Here is a 16742-nt window from a genome sequence, read left to right as displayed (position 1 = left end):
GTTCGAGCATGGCTTTTCATGTCCCCGACGGAAAGGCGGTAGGACCGTGCGAACAATGGTTCCGATAGGAATTGTGGCGGCGCAGCTGCGGCTGCCGGACGGCCGCGCCACGATCGCCGAGGCCCTCGCGGGCGGGCGGCTGCGGGCCCGCGACGCCCAGGATCTCGGGCACGACGAGGTGCCCGTCTCCGACGGTGAGTCGCCGCCCGAGCTGGCGGTGGCCGCGGCCCGGACGGCGGTGGAGGTCGGCCGGATCGACCCGCTCGATATCGACCTGATCTGCCACGCGTGGATGTACTACCAGGGTCACGACATGTGGTCGCCCGCGCACTACGTCGCCGGTGAGCTCGGCGCGCGCAACACCATGCCGGTGGGTATCCAGCAGATGTGCAACGGCGGCTCGGCCGCGCTGGAGCTGGCGGCGGCCCGGCTGTCGTTCGAACATCTCGTCGGCAGCCCGCTGGTCCCCGGGCCGAACGGCCGTGCGGTCGGCCGACTCGCGCTGGTGACGACGGGGGACCGGTTCGACGGACCCGGCTTCGACCGGTGGCGCAGCGACTACGGGGTGGCCTACGGCGATGCGGGAACCGCTGTGCTGCTTCGGGTTCCGGCCGCGCCGGAGGATCCGCTGCTGCTGCGCGCCATCGCCACCGTGGCGGCGCCGGAGCTCGAGCTCATGCATCGCGGGGACGATCCGTTCGGCGCCGCCGCGCGTACCGTGCGCGAGGTGGTGGACATGCGCGCCACCAAACGGGTGTACCTGAAGGCGCACGGCAGCGAGGCGTTCGTGGACGCCAACCGGGCGGCGATCCGGCGGGTGGTGGCGACCGCGCTGGCCGATTCCGGCCTGGCCGCGAACGATTCGCGGCTGCGCTACGCCCTGCTGCCCCGGTTCGGCCGAAAGACGTTGGACGGCTCGTGGTTTCCGATGCTGACCGATGCGCTGACCGCGGAGCTGGTCGATATCGGCAGGGACACCGGGCATCTCGGTGCGGGCGATGCCACCGCCAGTGTCGCCGACCTGCTCACCGACTACAAGCTCGCGCCCGGCGAGGCGGCCCTGGTGTTCAGCGCGGGCGCCGGTTTCACTTGGTCCTGCGTGGTCGTCCAGGCGCCGTACTGAGATGCCGGACGAATCCCGCACCGGTGACGGCGATTTCGACCGCGACGGCGCCACCGTTCTCCTCGATCGGGACGGCATCCGATGCTGGCTGGAGCGAGTCCCACCCGACACCTCCGGCCTGCCCCGCGGCGGTCATCCCGCCATCTCGATCGTCATCTCCGGTGGCCCGGTGGAACTCCTCGACGACCGCGACCGGACAATCCGCCGCGGCACGCTCCTGTCCGGGCAGATGATCTACGACTGCCTCCGGGAACCGTCCGTTCGCCATCGCCTGCACAACCTTTCCGACCGGCCTCTGCTTCTCATGACCATCGCCCTGCCCAACTGAGTCGGCACCCATCCGGCCGGGAGGCCGCGCCGAAGACCATATGTCCTCGGCTCGGTTGAAGGGAGATTCGGAAGTAATGGGTCAGTTCGGTGGAATACTGAATGTCGTCACCAGTCTTATGAACGATCTCAATGGCATCCTCGCGGCCATCATGAACATGGGGATGCCGTCATGACCCTGGCGATGTAGACGAAATACGATGCCTCGGTGCGTATGTCGCGATCGGTGCGCCGAGGCATCCGTCAGACCGCGGCCGCGCGGTAGGGCCGGAAGAAGGCGCGCAGTTCCTCCGCATACAGTTCCGGCTCCTCGAACGGCGCGAAGTGTCCGCCGCGGGCGGGCTCGGTCACGCGCACGGTATTCGCCATGCGGCCCAGCCAGGTTCGCGGCGGCAGCATGATATCGCCGGGGAACAACGCGAAGCCGGACGGCACCTCGACCCGGCGGGCGTGCTGCGCGGGCGGGATCGCGGCATTCGCGTGGTACATGCGCATGGACGAGCCGATCGTCTCGGTGAGCCAGTAGATCGTGACGTTCGTCAGGATCTCGTCCTTGGTGAAACTGCGCTCGAGGTCTCCGCCGCAGTCGCTCCACGCCCGCAGCTTCTCCACGATCCACGCGGCCAGCCCGACCGGAGAATCGGTGAGACCGAATGCCGCGGTCTGCGGTTTGGTGCGATGCACGGCGGCGTAGGCTCCCTCGGTGGCGCCCCACGTCGCCGCATCATCGAGCCAGGCGCGCTCCTCCGGCGTGAGATCCGCTCGGTCGCCGGTGAATACGGGCAGGCCCGCGTCGGTGCGATGGACGGCCACCACCCGATCGGCATGATCCAGCCCGAGATAGCGGCTCACATGACTACCGTGGTCGCCGCCCGCCGCGCCGAACCGCGAATAACCGAGGGCGGACATGAGTTCGGCCCACAGGTCGGCCACCGCGATCGCGTCCAGCGGCGCCCCGGTGGGGCGATCGGAGTACCCGAAGCCCGGCATGTCCGGCACGACCACATCGAACGCGTCGGCGGGATCGGCGCCGTGCGCTCCCGGATCTGCCAGCAGCGGAACAACTTTCGAATAGCGCCAGAACGAGTCCGGCCACCCGTGCCCGAGCACCAGCGGCAGCACCGGCCCGGTCGGCGCGACGGCGCGTGCGTGCACGAAGTGTATCCCCAACCCGCCCACCGAGATTCGGAACCGGGGGAGCCGGTACAGCGCCTCCTCCTGTGCCCGCCAATCGAACTCGTGCCCCCAATAGTCGACCAGCTCGCGCAGATACTCCAGATCCGCCCCGAGCGACCATCCGGCGCCCCGCGGCGCATCCGGCCAGCGCGTGGCGCGCAGCCGCGCCCGGAGATCGTCGAGCGCCGCGGCGGCGGCCCGCTCGGCGAACGGCTCGGGGCGGGGCAGGTCGTCCGGCATGGGGCCATCCTACCTGCGGTTATGGCTGACCGGTTGCCCCGCAGCGCATTCGGTGACGGGCTCGGCTGTCCGCGGCCTCGTAGGCGGCGGTCAGTTCCGCGAGCACCCCATCGGCGGGCGCCGGTACTCCATCCAGGTGGGTGGCCCGAAGTTCGGCTATGAACCGCTCCCACAGCGGGGGACCACCGGCGGCCAGCAGCTCGGCGCGCACGGTCAGCTCCGGCGTCGTGTCCAGCCACCGCGCGCCCCACGCGCCCAGTTGGGCCAGCACCGGGACGAGCTGGATCGACGCCTCGGTCAGGTGGTAGTGGACCTTCTGCCGGTGGCTCGGATCGTCGTCGCGGGTGAGCAGCCCCGCGTCGACCAGCTTCACGAGCCGGGCGGCCAGGATGTTCGACGCGATGCCCTCCAGGGACCCGGCCAGCAGCTCACGAAAGTGGGTGTGGCCACCGAACATGATGTCGCGCAACACGATCAGGCTCCATCGATCCCCGAGCAGCTCGATCGTCATATTGATCGGACACCCCGACCTACCCGGTGTCACCGGAAGCTTGTCATGAGCAACTGGTTGCGCCATGAGATCAGTCTAGCTAGATTGAATACCGATTGCAGATTGCAATCGGAAAGGATCTCCATGGCACAGATGGTCCGCATCCACTGCTTCACCGTGTCCAGCGACGGCTACGGCTCCGGTGAGGGTCAGAGCCGCGAACGCCCGTTCGGCCACGCCGACCCGGCCGACCTGCTGTCCTGGGCGGGCGCCACCGCCCACTGGGTGGGCCGCACCGACCCCGGCGGCTCCTACGGCCTCGACGACTTCATCACCCGCGACTGGTCCGCCAATATCGGCGCGGAAATCATGGGCCGCAACAAGTTCGGCCCTCAGCGCGGCCCCTGGGAGAACCACGACTGGCAGGGCTGGTGGGGCGCCGAACCCCCCTTCCGCACCCCGGTTTTCGTCCTCACCCACCACGTGCGCCCCTCGTTCACCCTCGGCGCCACCACATTCCATTTCCTCGACACCACCCCCGAACAGGCCCTGGCCCAGGCGTTCACCGCCGCCGAAGGCAAGGACGTCCGCATCGGCGGCGGCGTCCACACGGTCCGAGAATTCCTCGCCGCCGACCTGATCGACACCATGCACATCGCGGTCGCACCGGTAGAACTGGGCGGCGGCGAAAGACTGTGGACCACACCGGACGAACTGACCGACCGCTACCACCTGGAGAAGATCCCGAGCCCGAGCGGAGTGGTCCACCATTTCTTCTGGCGCCGGTAACGGGACGAAATCTAGAATCCGACAGGTGATGCCCTGGTGACCCGGTTGCACGTGCGAGAGTGGGGCCGCGGCGACCGGGTGGCACTACTGATCCACGGCCTCTCGGCGAGCTCGCGCACATGATGGCAGGTCGGCCCCGCACTGGCCGCCCACGGATATCGCGTCCTGGCGCCCGATCTAACCGGCCACGGCCGCAGCCCAAGGGGCAGGTACAGCCGTGAGCGCTGGGCCGACGATTTACTGGCCATGGCCCCGAACGGCATAGAACTGGCAATAGGCCACTCACTCGGCGCCGTACTCCTGGCCATGATCGTCGAGCACCTACATCCCCAGCGCGCAATCTACGAGGACCCGGCCTGGCACCCGAGCACCACAGCCGGATGGGGCTCGGTGCTACCCCCGATGCGGGCGGTGAAAAACCTGACCGCCGCAGACCTCCGAGCAGCCTTCCCATCGTGGACCGACAGCTCCATACAGGCTCGCCTAGCCGAGTTGGCCGACTGGGACCCCGACACAACATCGTTGAACTACCGCGAAACCGCCTACGTCCCGGTACGCCCCTTGGTGCCCTCCCTGATCCTACGAGCAGACCCGAGCACATTACTCCCCACCCACCGCGCCAACGAGTACCGCACATCCGGCTTCGAACTCCGCACCATCCCCCGAACCGGCCACTTCATACATTTCGACGATTTCGACGGATTTTTCGAAGGGGTGAGGGGGTGGGTATGACGCTCGCGAAGCTGTCAGCGATGAATTCCGAGTGGCTGTGTCGTCTGTACTGCGGAAGGTTCCTGCGACAGTGAGGAAAGCCGTGGTCGATCACATCGCTGGCGCTCAGGCGGCCGACCCTGTTCTGCTCGAGGTCGCCGAGGTGGGGACGGCGGTCGTTCGGGGCACGGTTCCGCTGTCCGGGCTGCGGGACTTCTTCGACGCATCGTTTCGTGTGTTGCCGGAGGTGGTCGCCGCGCAGGAGGCGGTGATCGGCGGACCCGCGTTCTGCCTGTACCGGGGGATCTCCGGCGAATCGATCGACCTCGAGGTGGGTTTCGTCGTCGACCGGGCCGTGCGACCGGAGCGTGGCGTCGTCACCGGTGCTCTGCCCGCGGGCCTGGTCGCCCGGGTCGTCCATATCGGTGGCTTCGACGGTTTGAGCCTGGCATGGGATCGTTTGCAGTCTTGGATCGGCAAGCAGGGCCGCGCGGCCGGGCCGGTGCGATGGGAGGTCTACCACACGCGCCCGGCCCCGGATATGGATCCCACAGACCTGCGCACCGAACTGAACTGGCTCGTTGGCCCGGCTGAGCCGCCGGACGTGGCCGCCCCTGCCGTCGGAGATGGCTTGTCCGGCAGATGATGTCGATGCCCTTCCAGGCGGGTACGTATCACCGCTGGGGAGCCGTCGCTTCGGCGAGAGGTCGAGCGCGAATTCTGGCGTGAGACAGGTGAGGGCGGCCACCTGCATGACCGTGACGCCGAACAGCTGAACGAAGGCACCGATCGTCATCGGGTCAATGCGATCGTGGTGAGCATCGTCGCCAGTTCGGCGGGCCGGGTGACGAATGGTGAGTGGCCGCCCGGCAGTGAATGCACCCGGATCGGGTTGTCCGGCACCAGTTGATCGGCTTCCGAGATCATCAGGTCCTGTGTCGCGGGCGGCAGGGCGAGGTCCTCGGTCAACCTGATGTAGGAGCGCGGGAGCCGACCCCAGCGCTCGGCCGAAACCGGAACCGGCGTAATGAAGTTCGAGAACGGGTGATCCGGGTGCAGGAACTGCCGCCAGGAGTTCGGGGCGGTCGCGGGAAGGTCGTTGCGGAATGCTCGCCGGATGACATCGATGACGGCGGGATCGGGGGACAGCGGATTGATCCGGATCGCACCGAGTTCGGCCGGGTCGCCGACCGGTGGAATCTGGACCGCATCGGAATTCTCCTCGGCCGCAATGTAATCGGCGAATCGGGGCCTGCCCGCGGGGACGAATGCGGATAGATACACCAGGTGGTCGAGGAGTTCCGGGGCCTGCTCCGCGGCGGCCGATGCCGCCGAACCACCGGCGCTGTGGGCGAGCAGAACCACATTCCGGTACCGCGTGCGGACACCGGCCAGCGCCTCGAGCACGGCATCGGTGGTGTGCCGCATCGTGATACCGCTCAGCGCCGACCTCTCGCTGGCGAGCCCGGGCTGACCGGGCTGGAGGTATCCGCTGGGAATCGGTGCGCCGAGCCCACTTCCGGGCAGGTCGATGGCGATGCTGGCGAGGCCGTGGCAGGCCAGCGCGCGCTGCGTCGACGTCCAATGCGCTGCGCAGTGCCAGGCGCCGTGCACGAGGAGGACAACGGTCTCGGACGAGGTCGAGCGATTCACGTGGAGCCCTTCTGGGTAAAGGTCAACGGCCTCACCAGGTCACACCCGCGCTCCGGCGTCATCCACCGTCATATCTGACGAATGTGCTTGCGATACTTCGTATGTATCGTCGAACCGGTGGAAGCTCGTCATCTTCGCTACGCGCTCGCGCTCGCCGAGCACCAGCATTTCGGCCGCGCCGCAGCATCTTTGGGCATTGCGCAGCCGCCGCTGTCGGCCCAGATCGCCGCTTTGGAGCGGGAGATCGGCGAGCGGCTGTTCGACCGCACCCCGCGGGGCGTCTTCCCCACCGCCGCCGGGGAAGCGTTCCTCGCCCGGGCGCGCGCCGCGCTCGCGGAGATGAGCCGCGCCCGGATCGACGCGGGCCGGGCGGCGCGCGGGGAGACCGGGCGGCTGCGGATCGGGTTCATCGGCTCCGCGCTGCTCGACCCGCTGCCGGGAGTGCTCGGCCGGTTCCGCCGAACCCATCCCGAAGTCCGGCTCACGCTGCAAGAACTCGACAGTCCCACTGCCGCGGCCGCCCTGCTTGCGGGCGACCTGGATGTCGCCGTCGGGCGGGGCAGCCCCCGCGGCGCCGGAGCGGAGGACCTGGTCACGGTGCCGATCGGCGCGGACCACCTGATTGCCGTGGTCGCACTGGCACATCCGTTCGCCGGACGCCCATCCGTCGCCGCCGAGCAGCTGTCCCGGGAACCGCTCATTCTCAGCGCGGACGCGGCGAGTTCCTACCTGAGCTCGCTGTTCGACCCGGAAGTGCTGGCCGCCGCCGCGCTGGCGCGCGACATCCACACCATTGCCGGGCTCGCCGCATGCTCCGCCGGGGTCGGCCTCGGCCCCGCCCGAATGCGACTGATCACCCGCAACGACATCCGGTTCTGCGACGTCACCCCCCGATTCCGGCTGCCGGACCTGCAAATGTCCTTCCGCGTGACCGATTCCTCCCCGGTCCTCGCGGCATTCCTGTCGGTGATCCGCCAGAACTGCGCGGACGTCGGCACCCGCCTCGACGCCCTGCTCGCCCGGCACCCGGCCGCCACCGAGCGGCAACCGACACTCGGCGTGTCGTAATCGGCACTGTGACGCCACCCTGTCATCCCAGCGTGCACACCTCGTCATCCCGGCGTGCTTTTGGCCGGGGCCGACAGCGGGATCGAGGCGAGTTTGGCAGGGTCGATGACGATGTGGATCGCGCTGATCCGGCCCCCGGTGACCGTGAAGGCGATGACGGAGCGTGGCGTTCCGTCGGGGCGCCAGGACATGTAGCCGGGAAGGCCGTTGACCAGAACGGGTCGGCGGCGGGTGATCTCGCTCGAGAAGCGACGGGCGCCCGCGGCGACCTCGGTGGCACCGAGGGTGACGACCACGCCGTCGGGGGTGTCGACGGTGAGCTTCACGTTCGGGTCGAGGACGCGCAGCAGCGCCTCGAAGTCGCCGTCGAGGGCGGCGGCTTGGAAGGCTTGCACCACCTCACGATGCGCACGGCTCGCGCCCGCTGACCGATCCGCGGCCTGGATCTTGCGGCGGGCGCGACTGCCGATCATCTTCGTGGCATCGACGGATTTGCCCAGAATCCGGCCGATTTCGTGGAACGGGACCGCGAACATGTCGTGCAGGACGAACGCCAGACGCTCGCTCGGGGTGAGCGAATCGAGCACGACGAGCAGTGCGAGGCCGATCGAATCAGCGAGCGCCACTTGATTGTCCGGAGTAAGGCCATCGTCGGATGTCACTATGAAGTCCGAAATCTCCTGTCCATAGGATGTTTCGGGCCGGGCTTGGCGGGAGCGCAAGACGTCCAGGCTGATTCGGCCGACCACGGTGGTCAGCCAGCCCGCCAGATTGGCGATGGTCGCCGCGTCCTGCCGGACGAGGCGCAGCCAAGCTTCCTGAACCACATCCTCGGCGTCGGCATGCGAGCCCAGCACGCGGTACGCGACGGCGCGCAGCCGATCGCGCTGGGCTTCGAACGCCTCGGAGAGGTGGTCGCTCACGGCTTCGGCGGCTGACGCAGCGCGATCCGATTACCGTCCGGATCCCTCGCCTCGATACGAACCCCGAACGGATAGTCCTCGGGTTCGGACTGTACGAAGGTGACACCGCGCTGGCGCAGAACCTCGAAATCCTTTCGTATATCGTCGGATTCGAGGATAAGCGGACCGGGCATCGCGCGCTGGCCCACACCGATCGGTTGTCCCGCGCCCGCCGCATGCGACCACAGAATGATCTGCACGGAGCTATCGGGAACTCCGACGGTGAGAAAACGCCCGTCGGGCCCCCGATAGTCGATCCGCTTCTCCAGACCGAGCCCCCCGGTATAAAACTCGAGCGCCCGGTCCTGATCGGTGACATAGATCGTCACATACGTGATGTCGGTCAGCATCCTGTTGCCCATCTACTCGTCGGTACGACAACCGTTCGTATTCGGCCATCACACCTATGACGAGCCCCGCCGGGAAACGGTAACAGGACCCACATCGAGCAGACCCGCCACACAGCCGCCCACCTCTGCGGCCGCAATCAGGAGATGCTGGTCTGGGAAACCGCCGAACAGACCATCTCCGACAAGGCCGACCTGGAATTCGAATTCGGTTACAGGCAACGCCCACCTGCGCATACGCTGAATTCGGCGCTCGCTGGTTATCTCGAGTGCCCCCGGCAGGATTCGAACCTGCGGCCTACCCTTTAGGAGAGGGTTGCTCTATCCCCTGAGCTACGGAGGCGGGCCGGTGCTGTCGCACCGGGCTCGTGCGGAGTTTACCCGGTCGCGGGGCGATCGGTGGCATCGTGGGGTAGGGGCAGGTCAGGCGGGGTGAGGGGTGGAGTCGGTGTAGTCCGTGGGGCGGAAGCGGCGGGTTTTCCAGCGGAACAGGGCCGTGGCGCCGGGCCAGTTGTTGGTGATGCGGCCCGAGGGGTTGCGGTACCAGCTCGAGCAGAGGTTCCAGGGGGTTTTGCGGAGGCGGGGCTGGAGCCAGTCGTCCCAGGACTGTTCGATGTCGGGGCGGGCGGACAGGTGGCGGCCGGGGTGGGCGGAGAGGTAGCGGATGGCCTGGTGGATGTAGCGGGCCTGCGATTCCAGCATGTAGATGATGGAGCCGGAGCCGACGTTGGTGTTCGGGCCGTACATCAGGAACAGGTTGGGGAAGCCGGGGACCGACATACCGAGGTAGGCGCGGGCGCCCTCGGCGGACCATTCGTCGGAGAGCTTGCGGCCGCCGAGGCCGTAGATGTTCATCGGCGCCAGGAACTCGGTGCCCTTGAACCCGGTGCCGTAGATGATCACGTCGGCCTCGTGCTCGACGCCGTCGCGGGTGCGCAGGCCGGTGGGGGTGATCGCCTCGATGGCGGTGGTCTCCACGGTCACGTTCGGCTGGGCCAGCGCGGGGAAGTAGTCGTTGGAGAACAGGCCGCGCTTGCAGCCCGCCGCGTAGTCGGGGGTGAGCTTGCGGCGCAGCTCCGGATCCGGAACCTGTCGGTCGCGATGGCGATCGGCGAGGGCGATCACCGGGGTCTTGATCGCCGGGATGTCGGTGAGCGCCAGCGCCAGCACCTCGAAAAGGCTCCAGATGGCGAACCTTTCGGCCAATCGGCTCGGCGGGAAGTATTTGAACAGCGCGTGATGCGTTGGGCTGTACCGCGTGTCGAACTTCGGCAGCACCCACGCGGCCGACCGCTGGAACAGCGTCAGCTGCGCCGCCTGCCGCTGAATCTCCGGAATGTATTGGATCGCACTGGCTCCGGTGCCGATGCACGCCACCCGTTTGCCGGACAGATCCACGCCGTGGTCCCACTGCGCGGAGTGGAACGCGGGCCCGGCGAAGGTATCGATACCGGGAATCGCCGGGAGCGCGGGCCGCGACAGCTGGCCCACCGCCGGAATCAGCACGTCGGCGGTGAGCGTCTCGCCGTCGGCCGTGCGCACCTGCCACACCCCGCGTCGCTCGTCGAATTCGGCGTCGGTGACCTCGGTGCCGAATCGGATCTTCTCCGGCAGCCGGTACTTCTCGGCCACGCCCCGCATATAGGCGTGGATGTCGCGCTGCTCCGAAAACCGCCGGGGCCAATCGGATTTCGGCTCGAACGACCACGAGTACAGCGGCGACGGCACATCGCAGGCCGCGCCCGGGTAAGTGTTCTCCCGCCACACCCCGCCCAGGTCGTCGGCCTTCTCCACGATCGTGAAGGACTCGATCCCGGCCCGCCGCAGTTGCAGGGCCATGCCCAGCCCCGCGAACCCGGCGCCGATGATGAGGATGCGACTCATACCGCCAGCGTATGCCCGCGACCTCGCATTACGAAGAGATCACCGGACACCGAATCCATATTTCCGGCCACGATCCGGCCCGGGCGTCACCCCGCCAGGCCGCGCGCGATCACCAGCCGCTGGATCTGATTGGTGCCCTCGAAGATCTGCATCACCTTGGCCTCGCGCATGTACCGCTCCACCGGGAAGTCCTGGGTGTAGCCGTACCCGCCGAACACCTGCACCGCGTCGGTGGTGACCTTCATGGCCGCGTCCGTCGCGACCAGCTTGGCCACGCTGGCCTGGCGGGAGTAGGACAGCCCGGCGTCGCGGCGGCGGGCGGCGTCCAGATAGGTGGCGCGGGCGGAGTCCACGGCCGCGGCCATGTCGGCCAGCACGAACCCCAGGCCCTGATGGTCGATGACGCGGCGGCCGAACGCCTCTCGTTCCCGGGCGTAGGCGACCGCGTCGTCGAGCGCCCGCTGCGCCAGACCCGTTGCCACCGCGGCGATTCCGAGCCGCCCGGAGTCGAGCGCGCTGAACGCGATCGAAAGGCCCTGTCCGGCTTCGCCGATCAACCGATCGCCGGGCACGAACGCGTCGTCGTAGGCGGCCGTGGTGGTGGGCACCGCGCGCAGGCCCATCTTCTCCTCCGGCTTGCCGAAGGACAGGCCCGCGGTGTCGGCGGGCACCAGGAAGCAGGAGATCCCGCGCGAGCCCTCGCCGGTGCGGGCGAACAGGGTGTAGAAATCGGCCTTGCCGCCGCCCGTGATCCACGCCTTGGACCCGGTGATCCGGTAGCCGTCCTCGACCGCGACGGCCCGGCAGCGCACGGCGGCCGCATCGGAGCCCGCGTGCGGCTCGGACAGGCTGTAGGCCCCGATCAGGTTGCCGGACAACAGATCCGGCAGCCAGCGTTGCTGCTGCTCGGCGGTGCCGAACGCGAACAGCGGATGGCAGGACAGGCCGTGCACGCTCACCGCCACCGCGACCGCCGCCCACCGGCTCGCGATCTCCTCGAGCACCTGCAGATACACCTCGTACGGCTGCGCGCCGCCGCCGAACTCCTCCGGATACGGCAGGCTCAGCAGTCCCGCCGCGCCCAGCGCCCGGAACGCCTCGGCCGGATAGGTCTCGTGCTTCTCGTACTCGACGACGTTCGGCTCCAGCACCTTGTCCGCGATCTCGCGCGTCAGCTCGATCAGATCCCGGGACTCGGGGGTGGGCAGCAGGCGTTCGACGGGCATGATCGTCCTTCCGCAGGTGGTCGAGATTCACAGTACGTCAACGGTTCACCGGGGTTCCGGTCCGTGTTTGCGCCGGTTTGTCCGTTCGACTGGACAGCCCAGCGATCGGGTACCTAGTATTTCTTGCTATAAATGTTCTTTAAATAGCCTGTCTCGGTGTGGGTTTGGCGATTTCGGTGACGCCGCAGGGGGTGTTGCCGCGCGTCGGCCCACAGCCGAGGCGGATGCCGGCCGGTTGCTTGACGTCGGGCGCAACCGGACGGCGCCGGCGGCTGCGCGTGGTGGGGGTGGGGCCCCTGCGCGCAGCCGTCCGGTTTTCCCCGGCTTTTCGCAGGACCGGCCCCGATGGTCGGATTCCGCTATCCTCGCGGCAGGTGTGGCCTCGTTCACCGGCGAAGGAGTGGCGGTTCGAATGTTCAGCACGATGCAGGACGAGCAGCTGTCGCTGGCGACGCTGCTGCGGTACGCGGCGACGTTCCAGGGTGACAGCACGGTGTCCACATGGACGGGCGACGGCGTGCGCACGATGACCTATCGGGAGGTGGGCGCGCAGGCCGCGCGATTGGCCAATGCGTTGCGGGGCTTGGGAATCGGCGAGGGCGACCGGGTCGGCACCTTCATGTGGAACAACAACGAGCACATGGTGGCCTACGCCGGTGTGCCCGCCATGGGGGCCGTGCTGCACGCGCTCAATATCCGGCTGTTCCCCGAGCAGGTGATCTACGTCGCCAACCATGCCGAGGACCAGGTCGTGCTCGTCGACGGCTCGCTGGTACCGATGTTCGCCCAGTATCTGCCGAAGCTGCGGACCGTCCGGCACGTGATCGTCGCCAACGGCGACCCCGCGAGCCTGACCGCGCCCGACGGGGTGCAGGTGCACTCGTACACCGAACTGCTTGCCGGGCAACCGGACACGTTCGACTTCCCGGTGATCGACGAGCGTTCGGCCGCGGGCATGTGTTACACCTCCGGCACCACCGGCGACCCGAAGGGCGTCGTCTACTCCCATCGCTCCAACTGGCTGCACGCCATGCAGGTGATCTCGCCCAACGGCATGGGCTTCACCGAGGCCGACACCATCCTGGCGATCGTGCCGCTGTTCCACGCCAACGCCTGGGGCATCCCGTACGCGGCGCTGATGTCGGGCACGAATGTGCTGATGCCGGACCGGTTCCTGCAACCGGGGCCGCTGCTGGAGATGATGGCCGCGACCCGGCCCACCTTCGCCGCCGCGGTGCCCACCATCTGGGGCGGCGTGCTGGCCGGGCTGGAGGCGCATCCGCAGGACATCGGCCACCTGCGGACCGTCGTGGTCGGCGGGTCCGCGGTGCCGCCGTCGATGATGCACGCCTTCCAGGACAAGCACGGGGTGCGGCTGCTGCACGCCTGGGGCATGACCGAGACCTCGCCGCTGGGCAGCGTCTCGCACGCGCCGAAAAACGTGGCGGGCGAGGAGGAATGGGCCTACCGCTATACGCAGGGCCGGTTCCCGGCGGGTGTGCGGGCCCGGCTGGTCGGCGACGACGGCGCCGTGCTGCCCAACGACGGCGAGGCACTGGGGGAGGTGGAGGTCCGGGGGCCGTGGATCACCGGCTCCTATTATTCGCCCGACGGGCCGGTGGTCGACACGGAGAAGTTCGACGACGGGTGGCTGCGCACCGGTGACGTGGGCAAGATCAGCCCCAACGGCTATCTCACCCTGGTCGATCGCTCCAAGGACGTGATCAAGTCCGGCGGCGAGTGGATCTCGTCGGTCGATCTGGAGAACGCCATCATGGGGCATCCGGCCATCGCCGAGGCCGCCGTCATCGGTGTGCCCGACGAGAAGTGGGACGAGCGGCCGCTGGTGGCGGTGGTGTTCAAGGAGGGTGCGCGCGTCGAGCCCGCGGACCTGCGCGCCTACCTGGCCGACAAGTTCGCCAAGTGGCAGTTGCCCGAGCACTGGGCCTTCGTCGAGGAAATCCCCAAGACCAGCGTGGGCAAGTTCGACAAGAAGCGGCTGCGGGCGCGGTATGCGGACGGGGAGTTGACGGTGGTGACGCTGTAGCACTATTGGCTAAGTGCCAACAGTCCCGTACCGTGGCGGCATGACCGAGACGAACGGCGACGCTCCGGCGTTCGCGGATGTGCTGAACGGGGCGCTGGAGCTCACGATTCCGATCGCGCACACCATGGGCGTGCGGGCGGTGGACGTGCGTCCCGGCTTCGCCGAGACCACCGTCCCGATCGAGGGCAACGGCAACCACTTCGGCGTCATGTACGCGGGCGTCCTGTTCACCGTCGCCGAAATCCTCGGCGGCGCAATCCCCCTCGCCACCTTCGACACCGCCAAGTTCTACCCCCTGGTCAAAGACCTCCAGATCTTCTTCCGCAAACCCGCCAAAACCGATGTCCGAGCCCGAGCCTCCCTCACCCCGGAGGAGATCACCCGCATCACCACTGAAGCCGAACAAAACGGAAAAGCCGAGTTCACCCTGACCGCCACGGTCACCGACACCAACGACGTAGTCGTCGCGGAAACCCGCGGGCTATACCAATTACGCGCCCACGGACGGTAGTTCGCCGAACGCCCGCCCCCGTCGGCCCGGCACCTGCCCAGCCTCTCTGCGCACCTACCCGCTAAGTGCACCGCCATCTCGGTGCGCTTACCTGTGGTCTCGGTGCGCTTACCTGTGGTCTCGGTGCGCTTACCTGTCGTCCCGGTGCTCTTCCCCGTCGTCCCGGTGCTCTTCCCCGGCATACCGGTGCTCTTCCCCCGTCATCTCGATGCTCTTACCCCGTCATCCCGGCATGCTTTTGGCCGGGATCCCCGGCGCAACACACCGGCGGCGGGTTACGGTGAAGTTGCCCTGTGTTCTTGTGCGGCAAGGAGGTTCGGTTCGTGACCGTGGCGTTGCTCCGTTCCCTCGGGTCCCGGGCGTGGGCGGAGCTGGAGTATTTGCGGCTGTGTGCGGACAGCGGGCTGATCGGGATGGACTCGCCGCTCACCCTGCTCGCCACCGGCTCCACGCTGCTGCGGTACGGGACTATCCCTGCGGCGCTGCGGCTTTCGGCCGCGCGCTACGGCGACCGCACAGCGCTCGTCGACGAACTCGGCGAGCTGAGCTTCCGCGACCTCGACCTGCGCTCCAACCGGCTGGCCAATCAGTGGCGGCGGCGCGGGCTGCGGCCGGGCGAGGGCGTGGCCATCCTGGCGCGCAACCACCGCGGCCTGCTCGACGCCGTCTTCGCCGCCGCCAAGTGCGGCGCGCGAATCATTCTGCTGAATACCGATTTCGCCGGTCCGCAGCTGCGCGACGTCGCCACCCGCGAGGGCACCGACCTGCTGGTATACGACGAGGAGTACGAGGGCATCCTCGGCGACCTGAGCCCGCGCCGCGGCGCGTACCGGGCCTGGACCGACTCCCGGCACACCAGCAGTCTCGAATCCCTCATCGCCGCAGGCTCTTCCGCGACCCCGCCCGCGCCCGGCGGCACCGCCAAGGTGGTGCTGCTCACCAGCGGCACCACCGGCACGCCGAAGGGCGCGCCCCGGCCGGAGCCGCGCTCGCTGGAACCGCTGGGCGCGCTGCTGAGCCGGGTGCCCTTCCGCGCCCGCGAGGTCACCGCCTGCCCCGCGCCGCTGTTCCACACCCTCGGCTTCGCCATGTCGATGCTGGCGATCGCGCTGGGGTCGACGCTGGTGATTCGCCGCCGCTTCGATCCGCGCCAGCTGCTCGACGATATGGATCGGCACGGCGCCTCCACCGTGATCGCGGTGCCCGTCATGCTGTCCCGCGTGGTCGAACTCGGCGATCAGGCCCTGACCGGCCGCGACCTGTCCGCGCTGCGCATCGTGTTCGTGGCCGGGTCGCAGCTCGGCGCCGATCTGTGCCGCCGGGTGACCGCGATGTTCGGCCCGGTGGTTTACAACCTGTACGGCTCCACCGAGGTCGCCTACGCCACCATCGCCACCCCGGCCGATCTCGCCGCGGAGCCCGGCTGCGTGGGCACCCCGGTGCTCGGCACGGTGGTGCGGATTCTCGACGACAACGGCGCCGAGGTTCCGCGCGGCGTCACCGGCCGGATATTCGTCGGGAACGCGTTCCAATTCGAGGGCTATACCGGCGGCGGTACCCGCGAGCGCGTCCGCGGCCTGATGTCCTCCGGCGACGTCGGCCATTTCGATTCCGCCGGAAGGCTTTTCATCGACGGCCGGGACGACGACATGATCGTTTCGGGCGGGGAGAACGTATTTCCCGGTGAGGTCGAAGAACTTCTCAACGCGCACAAGGGAGTTCGCGAGGCCGCGGTGATCGGCGTGCCCGACGACGAATTCGGCGCTCGGCTCAAGGCTTTCGTCGTGCGCGGCGACGGCGGGCTGACCGCCGATGAGATCCGGACGCATGTGCGTGCCAACCTTGCGCGATACAAGGTGCCGGGTGAGGTAGTGTTCGTCGAGGAGCTGCCACGCAACCCCACGGGCAAGGTTCTCAAACGCCTTCTGCAAGAGCTCTGAGCGGTCAACGCCGCTGCGCACAGCGGGATTTGGCGGAAATATCCCAACCGGAAGGAATATGCAGAAAACTTCCGGTGACCGGCTTTCGCACGTGCTGACTGCAAGGTTTTCCCAAAGAAAATCGGGATTGTTGGAGCGTCGATTCTGCGCGTGCCGAAGGATCGCTGGAATATGCTGTGGGGGTAGTTCGGAGAGCGTCGCCGTGAGCGGGCGGCTCGGTGGTGGCGTACGGATTCGGGTTCTTTGCG

15 protein-coding genes, 1 tRNA gene and 1 pseudogene are annotated in these 16742 nt (G+C 68.2%); 9 read left to right on the top strand and 8 right to left on the bottom strand.

The genetic code is table 11. From position 1 onward, the window contains the following. Positions 1-55 precede the first annotated feature (55 nt). Positions 56-1123 (top strand): 3-oxoacyl-[acyl-carrier-protein] synthase III C-terminal domain-containing protein, encoded by a 1068-nt coding sequence (locus HPY32_RS12625; protein WP_067581205.1) that lies wholly within the window; start codon positions 56-58, stop codon positions 1121-1123. 1 nt (position 1124) lies between these two features. Then, positions 1125-1451 carry a cupin domain-containing protein gene (locus tag HPY32_RS12620; protein WP_067581207.1) on the top strand — a complete coding sequence of 109 codons (327 nt, stop codon included), beginning with the start codon at positions 1125-1127 and terminating at the stop codon, positions 1449-1451. A 242-nt stretch (positions 1452-1693) separates the two neighbouring features. On the opposite strand, the gene HPY32_RS12615 is transcribed toward HPY32_RS12620, so the two are convergent. Together HPY32_RS12615 and HPY32_RS12610 are read right to left on the bottom strand one after the other, a co-directional pair. Then, positions 1694-2866, bottom strand: a complete 1173-nt coding sequence (locus HPY32_RS12615; RefSeq protein ID WP_067581209.1) for an epoxide hydrolase family protein — start codon at positions 2864-2866, stop codon at positions 1694-1696. A gap of 19 nt (positions 2867-2885) precedes the next feature. Next, positions 2886-3377, bottom strand: a complete 492-nt coding sequence (locus HPY32_RS12610; RefSeq protein ID WP_231951434.1) for a winged helix-turn-helix transcriptional regulator — start codon at positions 3375-3377, stop codon at positions 2886-2888. Between the two features lie 123 nt (positions 3378-3500). Between HPY32_RS12610 and HPY32_RS12605 the strand changes: the two genes are divergently transcribed. From HPY32_RS12605 to HPY32_RS12595, 3 genes and pseudogenes are all read left to right on the top strand, one after another. After that, positions 3501-4145: a dihydrofolate reductase family protein gene (locus tag HPY32_RS12605; RefSeq protein ID WP_067581213.1), complete on the top strand. Its 645-nt coding sequence runs from the start codon at positions 3501-3503 to the stop codon at positions 4143-4145. A 138-nt stretch (positions 4146-4283) separates the two neighbouring features. Next, positions 4284-4877, top strand: a pseudogene (locus tag HPY32_RS12600) (alpha/beta fold hydrolase); the annotation flags it as partial. 82 nt (positions 4878-4959) lie between these two features. Continuing rightward, a complete protein-coding gene (locus HPY32_RS12595; RefSeq protein WP_197696380.1) occupies positions 4960-5502 on the top strand; it encodes a GyrI-like domain-containing protein in 543 nt (180 codons plus the stop codon). Between the two features lie 146 nt (positions 5503-5648). Here HPY32_RS12595 and HPY32_RS12590 read toward each other — a convergent pair whose 3' ends face one another. Beyond that, positions 5649-6509, bottom strand: coding sequence for an alpha/beta fold hydrolase (locus HPY32_RS12590; RefSeq protein WP_067581217.1), 861 nt, complete (start codon positions 6507-6509; stop codon positions 5649-5651). A gap of 117 nt (positions 6510-6626) precedes the next feature. Between HPY32_RS12590 and HPY32_RS12585 the strand changes: the two genes are divergently transcribed. Then, positions 6627-7577 carry a LysR family transcriptional regulator gene (locus HPY32_RS12585; protein WP_067585284.1) on the top strand — a complete coding sequence of 317 codons (951 nt, stop codon included), beginning with the start codon at positions 6627-6629 and terminating at the stop codon, positions 7575-7577. Between the two features lie 44 nt (positions 7578-7621). Here HPY32_RS12585 and HPY32_RS12580 read toward each other — a convergent pair whose 3' ends face one another. From HPY32_RS12580 to HPY32_RS12560, 5 genes are all read right to left on the bottom strand, one after another. Beyond that, on the bottom strand, positions 7622-8500 hold the full coding sequence (locus HPY32_RS12580; RefSeq protein ID WP_067581219.1) for a sigma-70 family RNA polymerase sigma factor: 879 nt from the start codon (positions 8498-8500) through the stop codon (positions 7622-7624). Next, positions 8497-8889, bottom strand: a complete 393-nt coding sequence (locus HPY32_RS12575; protein WP_067581221.1) for a VOC family protein — start codon at positions 8887-8889, stop codon at positions 8497-8499. The genes HPY32_RS12580 and HPY32_RS12575 overlap by 4 nt, the downstream gene beginning before the upstream one ends. Positions 8890-9156: 267 nt before the next feature. After that, a tRNA-Arg gene (locus tag HPY32_RS12570) sits at positions 9157-9229 on the bottom strand. 80 nt (positions 9230-9309) lie between these two features. Continuing rightward, positions 9310-10770, bottom strand: a complete 1461-nt coding sequence (locus tag HPY32_RS12565) for a flavin-containing monooxygenase (protein WP_067581223.1) — start codon at positions 10768-10770, stop codon at positions 9310-9312. 86 nt (positions 10771-10856) lie between these two features. Further along, positions 10857-11996, bottom strand: a complete 1140-nt coding sequence (locus HPY32_RS12560; RefSeq protein WP_067581225.1) for an acyl-CoA dehydrogenase family protein — start codon at positions 11994-11996, stop codon at positions 10857-10859. A gap of 412 nt (positions 11997-12408) precedes the next feature. Between HPY32_RS12560 and HPY32_RS12555 the strand changes: the two genes are divergently transcribed. From HPY32_RS12555 to HPY32_RS12545, 3 genes are all read left to right on the top strand, one after another. Then, a complete protein-coding gene (locus tag HPY32_RS12555) occupies positions 12409-14043 on the top strand; it encodes a long-chain fatty acid--CoA ligase (RefSeq protein WP_067581227.1) in 1635 nt (544 codons plus the stop codon). A gap of 40 nt (positions 14044-14083) precedes the next feature. Then, a complete protein-coding gene (locus HPY32_RS12550) occupies positions 14084-14554 on the top strand; it encodes a PaaI family thioesterase (protein WP_067581230.1) in 471 nt (156 codons plus the stop codon). A gap of 323 nt (positions 14555-14877) precedes the next feature. Then, complete coding sequence (locus HPY32_RS12545; RefSeq protein WP_082871139.1) at positions 14878-16494, top strand: acyl-CoA synthetase; 1617 nt, start codon at positions 14878-14880, stop codon at positions 16492-16494. Positions 16495-16742 lie beyond the last annotated feature (248 nt).

The organism is Nocardia terpenica, from assembly GCF_013186535.1.
Taxonomy (GTDB): Bacteria; Actinomycetota; Actinomycetes; order Mycobacteriales; family Mycobacteriaceae; genus Nocardia; species Nocardia terpenica.
Note: the sequence above shows the minus strand (reverse complement) of the source record. Positions and strands in the feature narration are given on the sequence as shown.